Source organism: Dictyobacter formicarum, assembly GCF_016587435.1.
This window is the reverse complement of sequence record NZ_BNJJ01000008.1, coordinates 272,909-292,632: the sequence shown is the minus strand read 5'-3', so window position 1 is coordinate 292,632 and position 19,724 is coordinate 272,909. Positions and strand designations below refer to the sequence as shown.

Sequence of the window (19,724 nt, the reverse complement as noted above, 5' to 3'; positions counted from 1 at the left end):
CTTTTTGTGAAATATCTCACTTCTTGTGCAAATCCATGCTTGCCACACTTTAGGGAAAGACTTAGCCGTCCTCACACTTAATTGCAGGGCGCCTGCATTTCTTGCTTACGTATCGCAAATTCCTGGAGGCTGGTAACATTGCTGTTGACAAGAAAGGCCAAGCATATTAGGCTTGTATACGCAGCAAACAGCCCAATATAAGCTAGTAGAGGTAACGATCTATGCCACACTTTGATGAGCTATTCCTCACCCAGATTCGAGATCGAACTGAAGCAAAATGGCGCGATTATCAACCATTGACCTTTGAACAGTTTCTGGCACAAGATAGCATGAGTTGTATCTGGCAAAAAGGCACAAAATGGTTGGGATTAAACGATGGGGAGATAGACTCAATTGAGAAGCAGTGGTCCCTCCGCTTTCCACCCGATTACCGCCTGTTCCTAAAAATTTTACACTGCCTCGATAGGCCCATTACGATTGCGACATACGACGGCGACACACGTAAGATTATTCCTTGCGACTCCTCTCTCTTGCCGAACTGGCAACAGGAGGCAGAGAGCATAAAAAATGCCTATCAACAATTGATCGATGATCTGACCTATGAGGTGCTACAAAATAATGTATGGAAGCCCGGATGGGGCCGCAAACCGGTCACCAGGTATGGTCTGAAGCAACAGATAGAAGTATTGATTGCGCAGGCGCCTAGATTGATACCTATCTATGGGCATCGTTTCTTACTGGCCGAACCATGTATCGCTGGCAATCCTGTTTTGTCCTGGCATAATTCAAATATTATTATCTATGCCCCTGATCTCTATCATTTCTTTTGTAAAGATTTTGCGGAACTATTAGAACTTAATGCTCACGATTTGCATACCATCAGCGTTGAGAGTAAGCATTACAGTAAAAAAAGGCGCCAGGAATATAAAAGTGTTCCCTTCTGGGGTGAGCTTCTATAAATTGTATGCGCAGTTGTTGAGGAACCGTAGCCTCAACAACTGCGCATACAATTTAATTTAATTCTTGTTTTGGACATTTTAGTCCTACCAGCGCAACTTTTTGTCATCGAAATCGATTATAATAAATACAAAGATATATATAAATTTATCTTTATGACCGATTTCTATTTTCTTCTTTTAAGCTTATGTCCAGGAGGCATATCTTACGATGGTTCATTACCAGTCCAGTCGACAGCGCTCATATAAGGTACTGTCGCTGATGAGTGTCGCCATACTCCTTCTGATGATGCTGAGTGCCTGTGGTAATCCACAAGCACAAAAAAACGCATCAACGGATAAGGCAGCGCTTGATAAAGCGATAGCTCACGCTCAAAACGTCGGAGTACCAGACACTCTTCTTAGCCCCATTTTGAATCAAGAACATAAAATCAGCAGCACAAATGAACCAGTTACACTGTTCTCCAATCAACCTGCCACTGATTACTATTCAAATATGGACAAAAATTATCAATTATTAACAGTACAAGTGCGAGGACTCGAATATCAAACAACACAGCAATATGGACACCAGGCTTCTGTAGATTTAAAAGACTTCTCCTCCATTCTTTCACAGCGGCAAACGCAGGGTTTTGTAGAGGCCCAGAACTTTACAGGCACGCTTACCCAGATTCAGAATGAAATGAATCAGGCCCAGCAGCCTAAACAGTTTATTCAGGTCAGTCAAAAGTCGCAAAAGGCCACGGAAGCACTACGATTGCTAGGTACCGCCAATGACAAATTGACCTCGTTCCAGGCGCTCGTCAAGGCTCTGAAAAGCTCAAACCTGGACACCACAGCGCTGGATCAGCAAGAAACAGAGGACATTAAGCAATTCCGCCAGGCCACTACACCCGATGATTTTCGCCAGATCATCAAAAATCTTAACGCGCAGTCGCAAACTGCCAATACAATCTCAACCCAGGCTGTCCCTTATGTGGGACAATTCAAGTTGGGGCAATTCCAGGCGGACATCGATAAGGTGAAGAGCTACGGTGGCAATGCGGACCAGTATCAGAAACAGTATGATAGCGACAAAGCCCTGTTGGATAGTGGGAACTTTGTCAAATTCTCGGCCCAGTTAAATCAACATATGGTGGACATTCAGGTACCTTTGCTACAGCTACAGGCTACCCACGATGTTAACCTGCTTATGGCTGACACGAAAAACTGGGGCCATGCTCACCAGTATCACGATGATTTTGACGGTCATTCTTATGATCAAGCATACGATTACTGGAATGGAACCGTATACGATCTTGATACACAACTCTCTTATGCACAAACAGCCGATGATTTTCAAGCTATCATCGATGCAGCAAAGGATCAACGTACCCTCTTTAATGGTATGAAAACAGATGCGGCTGATACAACGCCATACAATGTCCCTCACCAGAGCGACCTGGCTTTGATGAAAGCTTTCAATGCTACAAAAGGCAAAGTCATCGTTACATCGTTGTATAACGGCGCCTTGCGCGTCTATCAAGATGGGAAGCTTGTTCACTCCACCCTGGTAGTTTCAGGCATGCCTGACAAGCCATCCCCTCCTGGAGTTACGACCGTCACGAATCGGCAGTCGCCCGCGACCTTTAAGGCGTTTGACCAAAATAAGAATTCGCCTTTCTACTATCCCGATACCAAAATCAACTACGCGATGATGTATCATACCGGCGAGTACTATTATCACGATAGCTGGTGGAGAGCTCCCGACGATTACGGTCCAGGCAAACAATTCCCACACTATGCACCAGCAGCCTTCAACTCAGGGACCCACGGTTGTATCAACATGTCGCTGGACGAGGCGGCCTGGTTGTGGAAATTCACTACGCCAACCGATCCCAATGGCGCAGACACCGTTACATCCATCGTCTATTAGTCGCTAAACACGACACATACATGAAAAGGGAGAAGCCCATGTGGGTTTCTCCCTTTTCATATTCATCTGGACTTGAGCTGCGGCAGGCGCCAGACCTACATATGCGGAATAATTGGCAGCACAACCGCTGACGGATGCTCGGCGTCATGATAGATGCGCTGTTCAGCCACGGCTAACTCGCTGGTCATGCCCAGAGGCGCTCCAGTATTCTGGTTGCGATCATATTTGGGAAAGGCGCTGGAAGTCACCTGGACACAGATACGATGGCCAACCTTAAAGACCTGGGATACGTTCCAGCAATCAATCGAGTAGTGATAAATTTCTTCAGGCTTAATCAGCTCAGGCTTATCCATGCCATTGCGGAAACGGGCTCGCACCATACTATCACAGAGGCGCTGGCGGAAACCATTGGGCCAGACATCGATCAACATGACCATAAAATCGGTATCCGGAGCGGATGAGGATGCATAGAGATCAACCTTAATGGGTCCAGTCACCTCAACATCTTCTTGCAGCGGCTCACTAACATACACCAGCATATCATCCCGGCGTTGCAAAGATGAATAATCGTCGGGCCCACCAATCTGAGAAGAGGTTGCTTCGGTAATAAAAGGTACAGCGTTCGCGGGATCATAGAGGTAGGTATCTGCGGGTTCGGTTGCGGGTTTGGAGGGAGATAGTGAGCCATTGCCAAAACGGCTATTAGCACGCCCCTGGCTATGCAAGTAATAGGGCGTCCACTGTGTGCGCGCCAGCGGCCATTCCTGTTCATCGCGCCACTCGTTATTGCCCATCACAAAAATACGTACCGGAGCCTCCCATTTAGCGGGCAGACCTTTGAGATAACGATCATACCAGTGCAGTTGTTCTGCACGCAAATCGATAATCGCTTGAGGACCAAAATCAACATCGCCGATTCTTGACTCCGCATTAACATTGTGGCCCCAGGGACCCATCAACAGGCGCTGATTGGCGCGCGCTTCGGCGGTGGCGCCTTGCGTGGTCATGCCGATATAATTCAGGGGTGTGCCAATCTGCTCATCATCATACCAGCCAGAAATATGCAACACCGGCATATCTATTCGCTCAAATTTCTGTTGATAGCATAATGGTTCCCAATAGTCATCCAGTTGCGTATGCTGCATTCCTGTACGCCAGGAAGGGATGCTACGACCAACACTCTCATCCATTGTTAGCAGTGGCAAATGTTGATAGACTTGCTCCCACGCTACCCGTTCCATCGATTGGAGGGCACGGCCGCTGACCAGGTGCAGCCAGCACAAATGCATCGGGCTCTGAGTCCCGGTAGGGGTTTCAACAAAGGGATCAGAGGGCGGGACCAGTACCACCATCGCTTTAAGATGCGGTGGACGCTCAATCGCCGTCAGCCACTGAATACGGCCGCCGTACGAGGCTCCAATTGTTCCGACATTACCATCCGACCACGGTTGGCTGGCACACCACTCGACAGCATCATAGCCATCCCGTCCCTCATTAAAATAAGGCACAAAATCACCATCGGAATCGCCACGGCCACGAACATCCATCGCCACGAAAATGTAACCGTTGCGCACAAAATACTTGGCTGTCTCCAGGCTAATCTCAGCCTTCATATATGGAGTGCGCGACAAAATAACCGGGCGCTGACCAATCTTCTGCAGTGTACCGACAGGCATATAAATGTCGGCAGACAAAGTAATCCCATCGCGCATTGGCACACGTTGATCGAACTGGATTTGCAATTCTCGAGGATACGCTGTAGTCATCAGAAAGCTCTCCCTACATGATTAATATACATTAAAGTCTATCACAAAGTAGATGGGTATAAAAAACAATAGTGAGTATTCAAGTGGGAGTGTAGCAAACAGCCAGTTAGCTACACTCCCGGACACAATGTCAGGCAGGCAATACGATCTGCGCTTTTACCGAGGTTGGTTTCATGTGCGTTGCATACTGGAAAGCCTCAATACTTTCCTGGAAAGAGAAAGTATCGGTGATTAAAGGCTTCACATTGATCTGGCCGCTTCCAAGCAAAGCCAGAGCACGTGGATAGACATGGGCATAGCGGAAGACGGTTTCGATGCTGGCCTCTTTTACCTGTGCCGCTACAATATCAAGCGGCACGGGAGCGCCTGCCATACCGATAAAAACAACGCGACCAGCGGGGCACAGAGGTTCAAAGACGCTGGCCATTGAGCGGGCATTACCGCTGGCCTCAAACACAATGTCAGCACCCCAGCCATCAGTCAGCTGTTGAACAACCTCAACCACACTCTGCTGCGCCACGTTCACTGGCACAATGGGTCCTAGTTTCCGGGCCAATTCCAGCTTCTCCTGCACCACATCCGTGATTACGACCTGGCTGCAACCACCAGCCAGCGCGGCCAGGGCTGTAACCATCCCAATCGGACCCGCACCCATAACCACCGCCAGATCCCCAGGCTTGATCCTGGCCTTGGTCGCCGCATGCATGCCAACCGCCAGCGGCTCAACCATGGCACCTTCAGCAAAACTCACTGTATCAGGCAACTTAAAGGTAAAAGCCGCAGGGTGCACCACAAATGGAGTCAAGCAGCCATGGACCGGCGGGGTTGCCCAGAAACGTACAGCCGGATCTAGATTATAGATGCCAAGCCGACTGGCCTTGCTATTGGGATCAGGAATACCCGGTTCCATACAGACGCGGTCGCCCTCTTTAAGATGGGTGACCTCACTGCCACACTCGACTACCGTTCCAGACGCTTCGTGGCCTAACACCATCGGTGCTCGCACTACAAACTGACCAATTGCTCCACGCTCATAATAGTGCACATCACTCCCACAAATACCCACCGTGTGAATAGCAATACGCACATCTTGTGGACCCAGCTTTGTTGGCAAGTCAATGTCGCGCAACGACAACTCATGAGCCTTCTCTAAAACAAGAGCAACCATAACACACCTTTCTTTATTGCAACGAATCAACTGTTGCTTCCAGTTGTTTGATACTTAAATTATACATACACATTTACTGATGTTCCTCTGTAGGAACTTGATCACCAGGGCGTTCCTCATCCGAGGCGGGAATAGCGCGTATTTGATCCCAGGGAATACGTGCGGGCGTACCAATATCGTGCAGATGTAAAGCATCGTTGTAGCGAATCAGCCGCCAGCGCCGCTCGGGTCCGCGTTTTTGCCAGTGGGTAATTGAAGTATTGCGAGTTCTAAAACCTGCCTGGGGAACAGCTAACGAGCTCAATTGAAAAAAATAAATAAAAGAGCTGTCAATGATGCCGCCATGGCACACCAGCACAATTGTTTTATCCTCATAAGTACGTATGATGCGCTCCAGAGCAATACCTACGCGCAGTTGGAATTCCCCCCAATTCTCTCCACCTGGAGCTGGCTGCGTCAATGGATATTGCTTAAAATCGGCCCTCCCAAATGTAGTCCGATATTCTTCAACCGACATACCATCGGTGCCACCCGGACGCATCTCCTCTATTTCCTCATCCAACAACAAAGGTAAATCCAGCGCAGGCGCAATAATTTGAGCCGTCTGGCGTGCACGGTGCAAAGTGCTAGCCATTAAAACATCTGCCTCAATTTCATGGGTCGCGGCCAGACGATCGCGCAAATGCTCCGCCTGAACAATACCTAGTGGAGATAGTTCGCTGTTACCAATTGTGCCCTGGATAGCAGATAGCGCTTCACCATGACGAATTAAATATAGGTTGGTGGTCATAAATTCTCCAATCATGATTATTAAGTAGCAAACATACGCTCACACTTCTACTATAACCCATGAGATCGGGGCGCCACAGTATGACCGCATTTGTGAAGAGTTTTCAACAGGATATATCGTGTCCGATACCATACGACAAAAAAATAGCGGTTGCCGGTAATTCTTTGACCAAAGAATTACCGGCAACCGCTTATATGCTATACGCGTATGGGGGCCTCGTATCACCTGCGGTTATTCACGATAGAAAACCGCTAAACACAATACCAGCAGGTGGAGAGGAAGCAAGACTCCAAACGCGTTATTCATAATAGTACAATCAGAGACAAGTTTAACTATGAGGTGAAAACATTAGTTAAACAGAAAAACACTTGACTACAAGGCATTTCTAATGTCCACCAGGGCCACCATGTCCAGGGATGCCGGGGGCACTATGGTCTCCTGTACTACCTGTACCACCAGGGCCACCATGGTCTCCCGGACCACCTGGACCACCTGCACTACCTGTACCACCAGGGCCACCATGATCTCCTGGACCACCTGGAACACCAGGGCCACCAGGGCCACCATGGTCTACTGGGCCACCGGGGCCGCCGGGGCCACCATGATCCTCAGGATGAGGATGATAATGATAGAATGGAGGCAGCCAGTAATGGTGATACCAGTCCCACCAGCCTGGAATATGATATTCATCACACCAGACATATCCATATGGACCATACCACCAGCCTGGTGCATACAATCCGCGGCACCAAGTCGTTGGCCAGGGAGTAGGATACGGATAGTAGTTTGAGTGAATACCAGACGACATCTGCGATCCACAGTGGTCCATATTATGAGCAACCTGAATCATGTGGCCGGATGAACACGATGGGGATGCTGTGGCAGCCAGAGCAGATTGGCTACCCAGGATAGCGATCGACAGAGTAAAGGCCAATGCCAGTATACCCGCGCCACATTTCAGCATAGCCGTCTTACTGTTCTTCATAAGCACTTCCTTTCTTACCTGATAACTCGCAAGGGGTGCGTGTGAATGAGTAATGATTTGAAGTTTCAAATCATTATTTCCTCTCAAACCTTATTATAATAACCGAAATAAATAGAAGGCATTATATATAATATAAAGTTTCTTTGCAATTTTTAGAGCATAATAATATTTATAATGCAACTAACGCCAGAAATGCGGCTATGCTCACGGCTAAAGTTCGAAATCTGGGCAAAATATGAAGCCGAAATAAGAAGATATATTTGATCATATTCGAGAAGCCTGGCATTATCTGCCTGTATTGAAGAACAAAAAGTGCAGGGATTGGGTACTAGAGCCACAGTGAAGGTAATATAGAAAGAACGATGCTATGTGTGTACCAGCTATACATCTAGCAGAGTAATACGTTACAGTATGTGGGGTAAACAATACATTGAGCGAGGAGAAATCGTATGGATCCGAATAGTAAACCCCGCCGCATTGCGATTGTAACGGGTGCCAGCCGCGCACGCGGTATTGGTGCCGCTATTTGTAAAGTACTGGCAACAGAAGGGATTGATATCTTTTTTACCTATTGGACAGCGTTTGATCGCGCTACCTACGGAACCGAAAACGAGCCACAGGCTCTGCAAAAGGCTATCTGGAAAACCGGGGTACGCTGTGTGAGTTTGGGGATCGACCAGGCGCGTCCGCAAGCGGCCAGAGAGATTATGGATTTTGTTGAAGAGCAACTGGGCTCTCCAACCATACTGGTCAATAACGCCGCTTATTCAGCTCGTGATGGCTATGAGGCACTGGATGCAGACATTCTTGATGCCCATTACGCGGTCAATGTTCGCGGCACCCTCCTGCTCAGCGCCGAGTTTGCCCGGCGCTTTCAGAGCACGTCGGATGGTCATATTGTAAATCTTATCTCGGGGCAAGCCCAACCAATGCCCGACGAGCTGGCATATGGAGCCAGTAAAGGAGCCATTGAGGCCTTTACCATTTCACTGGCAGCGGCGCTGGCCCCTAAACGCATTACCGTCAACGCTATCGATCCTGGTCCCACCGATACAGGTTGGATGACAGAAGAAATCAAGCAGCAGCTCAGTCGAATAGCGCCACAGGGGCGGGTCGGTCAACCCGAAGACGCCGCCCGGCTGATCTCGTTCCTGACCAGCCCTGATGCCAACTGGATTACCGGTCAGGTCATCCATTCACGCGGCGGCATGTAGGGGTCACCAGATCTCGAATGATCGTTGGCCGGATAGAGGCTGCGGCAAAATAAGTGAGCCCGAGATAACAAACAGCTAGCTATCCCAGGCTTCGCCCAGACGAGCCAGCCGCTCGCGATATTCAATGCGCATCTGCCACGCAGCTGGCCAGGCACTCATGCCCAGATACGCACCCGCAAACGCACCCGTCAGGCAGGCGATCGAGTCGGAATCGCCAGAACTGACAGCGGCACGCTGAATAGCTGAGACAGGATCTTCAGGATACAGCAAAAAACAATACAGCCCTGTGACCAGGGCTTCTTCAGCGACCCAACCAGCTCCGGTAATCCGGCAAGGATCACCTTCGCGATCCGGCGTCTGCACAGCCTGACGCAGACGCTCCAGGACCACCAGGCATTCATCCCAACCGCGTTCTATAAAGCTTTCAGGTGACTGAATGGCCGGCCGACGCCAGAGTGGACCCAGCCAGTCGGCGTGATAGATGGAGCGCTGACTATGTGCATAGTCAATCAAGCGCTCGGGCAAACTGGACGGATCGGTACCCGCGATCAGTTCAGCAATCGCCCGAGCCGTGAGATCGGCTGCCGCCAGGCCAGTTGGATGGCCATGCGTTAGCGCCGCTTGAAATTGCGCAATCGCGGCGCGACCCTGGGCCGTCACTCCGCTATTGGCAGCAGTCAGCAAGCCAACCGGAGCCACACGCATATTGGCACCGCAGCCTTTAGATTGGCTGATCGTGGCCTTATACCACGGCAAGCCACAGGCCAGATAATTGCAAGCCTGGATACAAGTCATGCCAGGAGCACGATTATTCTCGGAGCTTTCATTCCAGGCTACAAAAGCATCGCGCAAAGGATCTTCCAGCGTCTTGATAGAATAAGGTTGTGCAGCCGTCAGCAAGGCTTCTCCTACCGCCAGCATCATCTGGGTATCATCGGTCACACGAACTGGAGAGCTTTGCGCCAGCTCACGAGGTCCGGTGGGAGGATAACGGTGGAGAATTTCGTCAACAGAAAGAAACTCGGTATCCGCACCCAGAGCGTCTCCATAAGCGGCCCCAAAGAGACAACCTGATGCGCGTTGCGTATGGTGACTTCTATCGATAGAATTTTGCATATATGTACATACTCTCTGAATTTAGCATAGCAAAGATGATAGAATGGTTTTACTATATCATATTTTGACTCCCCTGCTTTTCGTGCCTTCGGCCCCTGACACTACGCGCCTACGGCGCTCAAACACTTTTATTATGTGGTGTAGAATATGCGTGCGTGGCGCGCATATTCTACACCACATAATAAAAAACAGTGCGGCCGCGCATGCGGACGCCCGCAAGGGGGCGCTTTGCTTCCCATGGCCACTGGGATGGGATGGCCATGGGAAAACAACACGTTCAGTGGGCATTATATACATAATTCGCAGGAGTTTTATCCTCAACTTCTGTAATGGCAATCTGCTCAGAATCGTGTATAGTAGAGATGGAGGTTGACCCCACCTTGAGCGACTCACCTATGTAATGTGGAAAAGTATACGAGGAGAACCCGTTTGCAGCTCAGAATTTATTTTAATCCGGCCGAACTTGGCTTTGTTAAACCGTCTGTAGAAGATATTTATATTATCATCGATGTAATGCGTGCAACCACTACTATGACTGTTATGTTTGAGCAAGGTGCCAGGCAGGTACTGGCAGCCCAGACCCTTGAGCAGGCATTGTCCTCTGGCCGCAAAGTTCCCGGACGTATCTTGTGTGGAGAGCGCCATACGAAAACCCCGCCTGGATTTGACTGCGGAAACTCGCCGGCCCAGTTCGCAACCATGAACCTCAGCAATCTCGAACTGGTGCTCACTACCAGCAATGGTACACGCGCCCTCTTTGCCTGTCCTGAAAAAAGCACCCGCCTGGCGGGTTGTTTTTATAATGGGACCGCTGTGACAAGCAAGGCACTCAAACTGGCACAGGAACGCCAGAGCAACATCGTTATTCTCTGCGCCGCCGAATATGGCTACTTTGCACTGGAAGATGCCGCCTGTGCAGGCTACCTGGCACAGGAACTGCTACGCCAGTGTCCCGAGATCCAAATCCATGACAGCGCCTGGGGAGCGATTACCTTGTACGAAAACTATCCCCCCGCCATTCTGCTCGAAAAAGCACAATCTTCTCTCGATCTTCTCGCCACTGGTCAGCAGAAAGACCTGGAATACTGCCTCGCCAGAAACAAGAGCACCTGTGTGCCTATGGTGACGGGCGTTGAAAGCGAAACAGGGCTCCTACAGCTTGTCCATCCGGCATCCCAACTCGTCGAAATTTAAGCGACCTATAGGCATTCAGCAGGCTTCCTACACATAGCAGGCCAGGGCCACAAAGATGTATTGTGTAGGATCTAAACAACAACCGACAAGATGGAGCCACAAGGAAAATGTGGCCTGGACCGCTGAGATTCACCACTACCAACCATATTTCTGTACAAAGATGTGGTATACTGCTGTCAATAAAACTCAATAGCAGTAAACAGCAAAAGATCGCACCTGCCTATTTACATATTGAGATTAATCTGATGCGGCAGATAACCAAATGTTGGGATATCAGCACATGTTCCATTGCTAAGAAAGCGTTAGATCAACAATGCAAAGAAACAATCCATTTCTAGAGCGATTACGCAATGGTCCACTATTATGTGATGGCGGAATGGGGACAGAGCTCTATGCGCGTGGAATTTCGTATGAACGGTGTTTTGAGCATCTGAATCTCACCGATCCTGAGCTCATTAAGTCTATTCATCTAGATTATGTGACCGCCGGTGCCCAGATTATTGAAACAAATACCTTCGGGGCTAATCGTTACCGACTTGCCGAATATGGCCTGGAGGGCCAGGTCGTCGAGATCAACCGGGCTGGCGCCAAAGTGGCTCGCGAAGTGCGCGAATTGAGCGAACAACCAATTTTCCTGGCCGGAAATATTGGTCCTCTGGGTAGCCCCCTGGCCCCCATCGGCAACATCCAGCCTGCGGATGCACGTGCTGCCTTTGCCGAGCAAACCGCGGCCTTGCTACAAAGCGGTGTGGATCTGCTGATTATCGAAACAATGTCGGACCTGGCCGAGATGCGCGAGGCCCTGATGGCAGTCCGTAGCGTTACTGATCTGCCGGTCGTCGCCTTGATGACGTTTGGGGAAGATGGCATGATTACCAGCGGTGAAGATGCGCATACGGTGGCCCGCACGTTGCGCGACCTGGGAGCTAATATCTTTGGCGTCAACTGCGCCCTGGGTCCCGCCAGTATGTTCGATGTGGCCAAGAACATGTGCAGCTACATTACAGATGATTTCTTTGTGGCCGTGCAACCAAACGCCGGCCTGCCCAGAAGGGTGGGAAATCGCTTTATTTATGTGGCCACGCCCGAATACTTTGCCGAGTATACACGGCGTTTCCTGGGTATCGGTGTGCGCATGATCGGAGGCTGCTGTGGCACGACTCCCAGGCACATCGCCGCCATGCATGAGGTATTGAGTGAGCTGGCCCCAACAATTGCGCCCGAAGCAGAAACACAGCCAACCACAACCACATTAGAAGCTCTGCGTGAACGCATGCAGGAAAATACGGCCCAGGGCTCGGAAGAAGGACCAACCACCCAGCTGGCGGCACGCCTGCAGGAAGGTTGCTTTGTCATTAGCATTGAAATGAGTCCACCCAGAAGCGTTAAATTCACACGCTTCCTGCAGAACGCCACATTTATCCGTGAGAGTGGAGCCGATACCATTAATATCACCGATAATGCGATGGCTCGTGTCAGGATGAATAATGTAGCGGCCGCCCGCCTGATTCAGCAAAACGCAGGGATCGAAACCATCGTCCACTTTACGCCGCGTGACCGCAACTTGATGGCCGTTCAGAGCGATGTGATTGGCGCCCATGCCACCGATATTCGCAATATCCTGGCCGTCACTGGCGATCCGCCCAGCCATGGCGATTTTCCCAACTCCACTGGCATCTGGGATGTCGATAGCATCGGCCTCATCTCAATATTGAACAACTTAAATAAAGGTCTCGACGGCAATCGACGTAAGCTGGCAGCGTCCTCTTCCTTCTTTATTGGCTGCGCCGCTAATCCGGCCGCCACTGATCTGGATCTAGAGCTAGAGCGTCTACAACGCAAAATCGCCAGTGGGGCGCAATATATTATGACGCAACCAGTCTTTGACGCTGGCACCTTCCTGCACTTTATCAACAAGTACAAAGAACAATACGGCGAAATTCCGATTCCGCTGCTGATAGGTTTACAGCCCCTGCACTCCTATCAGCAGGCTGAAAAATTCCACAACGAGGTGCCGGGAATCGTCATTCCGGAGGAAGTGCGCAATCGCCTGAGCCAGGCCGGCGACGCTGGTGGGGCCGTCGGCCTGGAAATCATCAAAGAACTGTTCGATAAGCTACGACCCCTGGTTCAGGGTGCCTATATCATGCCGCTAGACCGCTTTGAATTAATTGGCGAGCTCATCCCCTACATCCGCCAGCGAACCGCAAAGCCATAAAAAATGTGGTATACATAGAAATGCGCAATGAGCATTTCTATGTATACCACAAGAAGCCTATTCGCCGCGCAGCTTGCTATATATAAGCAAGTCATGCCACGCTCCCCCACGCCATTGTGCCTTGCGCACTGTGGCTTCACGGGTAAAGCCAGCCTCTGCCAACGCACGCTGCTCCGCGATATTGGTTACATCTGTGGAGGCTTCGACACGCATGATCGGATACGTTTTGAAGAGATAGTCGGCCAGCAACTTTTGCGCCTCTCCCCCATAGCCTTTCCCTCGCTGCTCGGGTGCCAGGCTGATACCTATATTATAGGCAATACTTGCTTCAGGTCCATAACGAGCTGGATGATAACTTACTATACCCAAAAATTGATCATCTGGGGTCGTAACAACCAGGTTGGCAAACTGTGAGTTCAGCAAACCATCCTCTTCAAAAGCTGCTAATAAGTGCCGATCGCGCTTCAAGCCGAAGTTATTATACTCGCCCTCAAACTCGGGATCGTTGGCATGCTCGTGCAGAAGATCCAGATCGGAGCGCCGCAAAGGTCGCAAACAAATTTTTTCGCCGCGTATCATTCTTATCTCATCCTTTATAGCTATGGATGGGGTTATCATAAAACACCTGAACAATTATGTCTATACGGTCCGGGCAAACTCCAACGTATTGCGAGCAGCGGTCATAGCAAGTGAATGCCTTTCAAATTATAGTGATTGTCAGCATCAAATCATCGATAAGCGGCGATACCGCTCTCGAAAGCCTGCTGATCGTTGTTTTCCAGACCAAACAATGCTTCGAGCAGCGCGAATGTACCCTGATAAAAGGTGATGCGTCCCCAAAATTGGGCTACTTCAGGATATACGGTAATACAGCGGCGCACAAAAGGCTCCCCATAACAGCTAAGCAAACCAGCAAAATCATAGGCCGGATCGCCCAATCCCATGCCACCAAAATCGATGACGCCACTGATCGACCGTTGCTCAGCGGAGTATAAAATATTGCTATCCCCAAAGTCGCCATGCTTGAGCACTGGCGCGAAAGAAAAATTATCGGACTCAGCCAGAAAGCGCTCAAAGTGGTCGCTCACCTGCTTCCGGGCCTTAGCCCGCATAAAAGGGAAGCAGCGTTCATGCATGCGTGTGTATATATCCAGGCACTCGGCATATGTATTGAAGAGTGGCAAGGCATCTGCCGGTAACGTCGACACAGGGATAGAATGCAGTTGCTGCAGGAAGAGGGCTAATTGCCGGGCCAGGCGGTCCAATGTCTCCTCATCCGTAATCGCCAGGAACGTCTGGCGCCAGAATGGTTGGCCGGCCAGCATACGATAACCGACAAACGCCTCGCCAATCGTCTGGGCAGAGAGATTATCAAACAGAATCTGCGGTATTGGCAACATGATAATATTCCGCAGAAACCGTAGGAGAGCTACCTCGATCTCCAATTGCCGCAAACCAGCGCGATACTTTGGAAAACGAAAAATAAATTCATCATTAACAATGAGGACATCATTATTCTGTCCATGCTGCACAAACTTCATATTATCTACAGATAACTCAGGATAGCTGCGACAGATATGCCGTAGATACTGGTCCTTTACTTCCATAGCACCTCATAATCTATTTCTATTGTTTTCTGGATAGAATTAACTGATAATAAAATATTGTATATAAGAGTGTGGCCGAAAGCCAGACGTTTCGCGCCTTCAAGCTGAGGCAAGGAGATGATGTCCCCGACATCCTCGTCAGCACCTATGACACTACGCGCTTACAGCGCTCAAAAGTTCTTTTTATATGTTGGTGCAGCATTCGCGCTTTTGCGCGAATGCTGCACCAACATATAAAAAGGTCCCGGGCGCGCATGTGCCCGCCTGTACTTTTAATGCCCCAATTACCATTCTTCCTCGCGTTTCATAAAAAAACGCATCTAAAAGGAGGAGATAATGGAGAGCACAGATGAAATTTTTTTAGAAATAGTGACAATTAACGCTCCTTACACTGCGAGCTGGTCGGCAGCGTTTCAATACTTTTTGCCGATTATTCCTATCGCGGCTTCGCTGATAAGTGCCATTATTTTTATCGTCACATGGTCTCAGATACAGGTGCTTCCCTGGTCAGAAACATTTCTACCTTTTGGCGTTGGAACCCTGGGCGCATGCTTATTATGGATCATACTGGCATCCATCTTTCGACGCTTTACAGCGGTTGATCTCGCCAATGCCAACAGCTATAACGCGTTGTGTAAACGCCTCAACTACCTGGATTATTATATTGCCACAGCCTTTCCTGATGATACAGTGCAACAGGAAACATATAACTTGCTAAACCGGCTCAAAAAGGTTCCCGGCAACAAACAAAGTACAGCCACATCGTTATCAATCAACAACCAGCCATCTAAGGCCTTAGCACCAACTACAGGAGACAATGATCATCAGGCTATTAGACGGCAGACATTAATCTTATCCTATCGGAATGCGATTTACGCTGCACTGATGGAACAAACTCCAACCTGGATCATCGGCACTGGTTATATAAAGCTATGGAACCTCATGAACCAGGCTGAAGAATTGTTGATTACGCTTGAACCCATTGAGAAAGTTCTTCAGGACGCTATCTATGACAATATGCGCCTGAATCAATCCAATATTGCCAATAACGATGAGTGGGAAAACAAATTGCGGATAGCGCTGTCTGCAATCTCCGAGAGCACTATCCCGTATCTCACCCCTGCCCTGAATTCATCTGTCAGCACCACTGATATAGGCAGTAACACATTAACGCCAGCAACACCATCCCATCCATCGACTAATGCGCTCCCCGTGCAGCCTGTTACTCCTTCCCCTCTTCTCGATAAAGATCAAGAACCATCCAATAGCATTCCACCAACAGACAACATACAGAACAAACAAATCCAGGCACGAGCCATACTGCAGCTCATCCGTGAAATGATTAACAGCTTTAATACGAATAATTGGAACGGCTTAATTACGACGCGCAACCGGCTCATGAGTACCATGATGCTCGTAGGGTTAACCACATATATAGCAACACAGGTTGCTATTATTATTCATATAAAGCCCCAACACCTCATAGGTATCATTGTTATCGGCCTGATCGGTGCTCTGGTAGGGCTCTTTGGTCGCCTGTACCAGGAATCGCAAACAGCTAATGATATAGATGATTATGGTCTGGGAACCGCTCGCTTAATCGTAGTTCCCTTACTCTCAGGTTTAGCCGCCATCATTGGTGTTTTAATTGTTGCCAAAGTAATCAGCTTTGATGATCTCTATAGTATCAAGAGTATTCTCAGCAATTTTGTGGTGGCCGCCACCTTTGGCCTGACGCCTAATCTAGTCGTCAATCAGTTACAAAAGAAATCAGACCAGTATACGGGAAATCTTAAAAGTATGCAGCCCACCAGCAGTCAATAAAAACATGAGAGGCTTCTATGAGAAGTAGAAGAAGGGTGATAGTGGAACCTTTCCGTTCACGGCCACCCTTCTTTAAGAGAAGCACGCTGTATGTGTGTCACGACGAATTGGACGGATTGAAAAATACTTGTCCCGGCGGAAAGCAAGTACATTACAAATTACAGGTTATCGAAACGAGGACGAGCCTTAGCCAGCTGGGCAGGGCTAATGTTAGTTTCCTCCAGGTAGGCTCCCATTAAATCAGCATCACTCAAATCAGCATCCTCCAGATTGGTATGGCTGAGATCGGCTCCCCGCATATCACATTCAGCTAAACAGGCATTCCTACAGTCAGTACCACCTAAATCAGCCCCAGCCAGGTTAGCCCCGCGTAAATTAGCGCCCACCAGTTGGGCACTGTTCAGGCTACCATGGTTGATATCAGCCCCGGACAGATCAGTGCCATTGAAATTGATATACGAGAGGTCAAACTCACCAAAATGAGCCCCACTCAAATCCTGGCCCGACAAATCTAACCCAACATCGGTGTGTTCGCTGCGCCACGTATTCCATTGCCGTGGCCGACTTGTCCGCATTAAGGTTATCAAGTCAAATTTATCCATCGCTTTGCCTCCTGACCCGGTTTTCGCCTATGTGTATTCTTAGCCCGCTGCGTTACATAGAACAATAGTTACAAAATGTGAAAAATGTCAAGCCCCAGAGAGGTTATGACTCATTGAGAATTTTGCCTACCTCGGCAGGAGATGGGCATCTGGTTGCCTGCTTGACAATAGTATCCATTAAATGATACAGAAATACTTATGGAGCGATGGCACGTTCTAGCAACCAGGAGGTGTAGAAGATGACGGCAAATCAGTGGCTGCAACTTGTCGAGCTCTTGTCAGCAATAGGTTTTTGGGCGTTGATCATTCGCAAAATCCTTAATCCTTATTCATGTCAATGTGGTGCGTCATTCTGGTCTTTTAACCGGTACAAAGTGCATGTGCTCATGAAACATGGCGTCGCTTAAAACCGCTTTTTTTGTAGATTCTCCTCGCTAACGAGGCCCGGTTGGGAAGATGTGGTCCTACCGGGTCTCTCGCACCTCCTATAATGGCTCACTCGTCACACTGAATGCGAGCAGCATCCGATCACCCCCATTCCACACGGCATTTTGCAGGGAGCTTTGTGTGCCTCTTCATTGAGCTTGTTTTACTACAAACCCGGTATCATCAGCAGGATATTTTTTACCATCTGTTTATAGATATTTTATCGCATATTGACTTCCATTTTCATATATAATATAAATATAAAAAATAATGTCTTAAATATGAGCTTATATTGATGATTATACGAATCGAGAAAAAAGCGCACTAAAATAATAATTGATTATTGTATATTTAAACACATGGTACATTTATCCTGGTAGACAAAGAGAGTAACAAGGAGAAAGAAGGTATAACTAATTTTATGCTAAATAACTATGTAATCAAATAATATATAACACATTGAGCTTAAAGTACAATTCTTATGGATTAATGTGGCTATATCAAGGAAAGGAGCAATGCTTAGTAGCAAGCATAGAGGGGGTCAGTATGGACCAGCCAGTACAAAATGACAAGAAAGCAAAACCATTCCGAATAAGGAATGTTACAGATGAGAACTTTTGGAGATCTTTCACTGTATTCTCTTGTTCAATCGAGAAATTTTGTGTGCAGCGCTGGTACATTTTTTTGCTCACGCTTTACGTGGCACAATACCTTATTGCGTTTTTAAAAGATATAGATTATGGAATACGTAAGAAGGACGCATGGTTGCTTCTGAGCACCCAACATTTTCAAGAGTCCAGTGTTTACGCTCAATCTACTATATTTCTATACGTGGATCGAGAGTGGTGTTTTCATGCTGTTGTCATTGGATTATTCCTCTTGTTAGCCGCCTACAATTCATGGTCTCAGCACATTCCCAATCTTTTCAGGTGTTTGGAGCATAATCACACATTCACTGCTCCTCGGCAATTGCCAGGTAGTAATTATCAGAAGTATCGTACCAACTACCAAAGTGCTCTTTTATATGTAGAGGGCATTGTTTCCAAGGCAATAGTGATTACAGGAGTTTTTTTAATCAGCATTATTATCTTTGGCTGGTATGGTTTTGTTCTGGATTATCTACCAGTATTAAGACAAGATATATTTCAATGGGGCTCAGTCGCTGTCCCTTTAGAAATATGCCGACGTCTTATCAAAGATGTTTTTTATCCTTCATTATTTATTGCTCTAGGCGTAAGTTGTATTTGGACAATAACCATCACTGGTTTATATATTCGTAAGTTCACTCATGAATTTTCACTGGAAATCCAGCCAGCACACTCTGACAAGTGCGGAGGTTTCAAGTTCCTGGGTACATTTCTACTCAAAATAGCTCTTCTTATCATGGCTACGAGTACGGTTCTTGGTTTCTACTGTTGGTATCGTACTCAGTTTCCTCACTCCAGTATCTGGGCCATTAGCGCTACAACAGCATTGTTATTTGGTATATTCTCCTCGTATGCAGCATTCTTTGTCCCCATGGGTGCTGTCCACCAAATGATGAAGAAAAAAAGGGAAGAATACGAAACCATGTTTGAATGTCGCCGAAGTGCGCTTGAAGAACGCATAAGGAATGCACTTTATCATGACGACCCTGGTCAACTTCAAGAGGCAAGAGATGCATTAGATAGAATACAGGAGCAAGACCCAGATAAAATGGGCTATACCAGGTGGCCTTTTGATCAGCGAGTATTCATTACTTTTCTTATTTCACAGATTGCTCCATTAGTTGGCCTCTTAACAGCAATATTTAATCTAGTGGTAATGTTTGGTAAATATAAATGATAGTACAAGAAAATCCCTTTCATGTTTTGTTCAAAGACAGGGAAGGGTATTCATGCCTATTAGATTTGATTATAAAAGTATAATATAGAACAACTATAACATGAGCAGGGAGCACATAT

At 48.1% G+C, this 19,724-nt stretch carries 15 protein-coding genes; 7 read left to right on the top strand and 8 right to left on the bottom strand.

The annotated features are described in order from the left end of the window. Window positions 1-221 precede the first annotated feature (221 nt). Window positions 222-959: an SMI1/KNR4 family protein gene (locus JMI88_RS16100; protein ID WP_201362949.1), complete on the top strand. Its 738-nt coding sequence runs from the start codon at window positions 222-224 to the stop codon at window positions 957-959. Between the two features lie 208 nt (window positions 960-1,167). Then, a complete protein-coding gene (locus tag JMI88_RS16095) occupies window positions 1,168-2,871 on the top strand; it encodes a L,D-transpeptidase (protein ID WP_201362948.1) in 1,704 nt (567 codons plus the stop codon). A gap of 95 nt (window positions 2,872-2,966) precedes the next feature. Here the strand turns inward: JMI88_RS16095 and JMI88_RS16090 are convergent, their stop codons facing one another. The 4 genes from JMI88_RS16090 to JMI88_RS16075 form a co-directional block, all read right to left on the bottom strand. Next, complete coding sequence (locus JMI88_RS16090; protein WP_201362947.1) at window positions 2,967-4,637, bottom strand: CocE/NonD family hydrolase; 1,671 nt, start codon at window positions 4,635-4,637, stop codon at window positions 2,967-2,969. Window positions 4,638-4,767: 130 nt separating this feature from the next. After that, on the bottom strand, window positions 4,768-5,805 hold the full coding sequence (locus tag JMI88_RS16085) for an NAD(P)-dependent alcohol dehydrogenase (protein WP_201362946.1): 1,038 nt from the start codon (window positions 5,803-5,805) through the stop codon (window positions 4,768-4,770). 73 nt (window positions 5,806-5,878) lie between these two features. Then, window positions 5,879-6,595 (bottom strand): histidine phosphatase family protein, encoded by a 717-nt coding sequence (locus JMI88_RS16080; RefSeq protein WP_201362945.1) that lies wholly within the window; start codon window positions 6,593-6,595, stop codon window positions 5,879-5,881. A 385-nt stretch (window positions 6,596-6,980) separates the two neighbouring features. Further along, entirely contained in the window at window positions 6,981-7,580 is a 600-nt protein-coding gene (locus tag JMI88_RS16075) for a hypothetical protein (RefSeq protein WP_201362944.1), read from the bottom strand. 449 nt (window positions 7,581-8,029) lie between these two features. On the opposite strand from JMI88_RS16075, the gene JMI88_RS16070 reads away from it, so the two are divergent. Then, complete coding sequence (locus JMI88_RS16070) at window positions 8,030-8,794, top strand: SDR family oxidoreductase (RefSeq protein ID WP_201362943.1); 765 nt, start codon at window positions 8,030-8,032, stop codon at window positions 8,792-8,794. A gap of 75 nt (window positions 8,795-8,869) precedes the next feature. Here JMI88_RS16070 and JMI88_RS16065 read toward each other — a convergent pair whose 3' ends face one another. Continuing rightward, on the bottom strand, window positions 8,870-9,910 hold the full coding sequence (locus tag JMI88_RS16065) for an ADP-ribosylglycohydrolase family protein (RefSeq protein WP_201362942.1): 1,041 nt from the start codon (window positions 9,908-9,910) through the stop codon (window positions 8,870-8,872). 429 nt (window positions 9,911-10,339) lie between these two features. Between JMI88_RS16065 and JMI88_RS16060 the strand changes: the two genes are divergently transcribed. Together JMI88_RS16060 and JMI88_RS16055 are read left to right on the top strand one after the other, a co-directional pair. Continuing rightward, on the top strand, window positions 10,340-11,104 hold the full coding sequence (locus JMI88_RS16060) for a 2-phosphosulfolactate phosphatase (protein ID WP_201362941.1): 765 nt from the start codon (window positions 10,340-10,342) through the stop codon (window positions 11,102-11,104). Window positions 11,105-11,417: 313 nt separating this feature from the next. Further along, window positions 11,418-13,322 carry a bifunctional homocysteine S-methyltransferase/methylenetetrahydrofolate reductase gene (locus JMI88_RS16055; protein WP_201362940.1) on the top strand — a complete coding sequence of 635 codons (1,905 nt, stop codon included), beginning with the start codon at window positions 11,418-11,420 and terminating at the stop codon, window positions 13,320-13,322. Between the two features lie 57 nt (window positions 13,323-13,379). Here the strand turns inward: JMI88_RS16055 and JMI88_RS16050 are convergent, their stop codons facing one another. Beyond that, complete coding sequence (locus tag JMI88_RS16050; protein WP_201362939.1) at window positions 13,380-13,901, bottom strand: GNAT family N-acetyltransferase; 522 nt, start codon at window positions 13,899-13,901, stop codon at window positions 13,380-13,382. Window positions 13,902-14,050: 149 nt separating this feature from the next. Next, window positions 14,051-14,929 carry a phosphotransferase family protein gene (locus JMI88_RS16045; RefSeq protein WP_201362938.1) on the bottom strand — a complete coding sequence of 293 codons (879 nt, stop codon included), beginning with the start codon at window positions 14,927-14,929 and terminating at the stop codon, window positions 14,051-14,053. Window positions 14,930-15,265: 336 nt separating this feature from the next. On the opposite strand from JMI88_RS16045, the gene JMI88_RS16040 reads away from it, so the two are divergent. Then, a complete protein-coding gene (locus JMI88_RS16040; protein ID WP_201362937.1) occupies window positions 15,266-16,753 on the top strand; it encodes a hypothetical protein in 1,488 nt (495 codons plus the stop codon). A gap of 158 nt (window positions 16,754-16,911) precedes the next feature. On the opposite strand, the gene JMI88_RS16035 is transcribed toward JMI88_RS16040, so the two are convergent. Then, window positions 16,912-17,355 (bottom strand): pentapeptide repeat-containing protein, encoded by a 444-nt coding sequence (locus JMI88_RS16035; protein ID WP_201362936.1) that lies wholly within the window; start codon window positions 17,353-17,355, stop codon window positions 16,912-16,914. Between the two features lie 972 nt (window positions 17,356-18,327). On the opposite strand from JMI88_RS16035, the gene JMI88_RS16030 reads away from it, so the two are divergent. Continuing rightward, window positions 18,328-19,605 (top strand): hypothetical protein, encoded by a 1,278-nt coding sequence (locus JMI88_RS16030; RefSeq protein WP_201362935.1) that lies wholly within the window; start codon window positions 18,328-18,330, stop codon window positions 19,603-19,605. Window positions 19,606-19,724 lie beyond the last annotated feature (119 nt).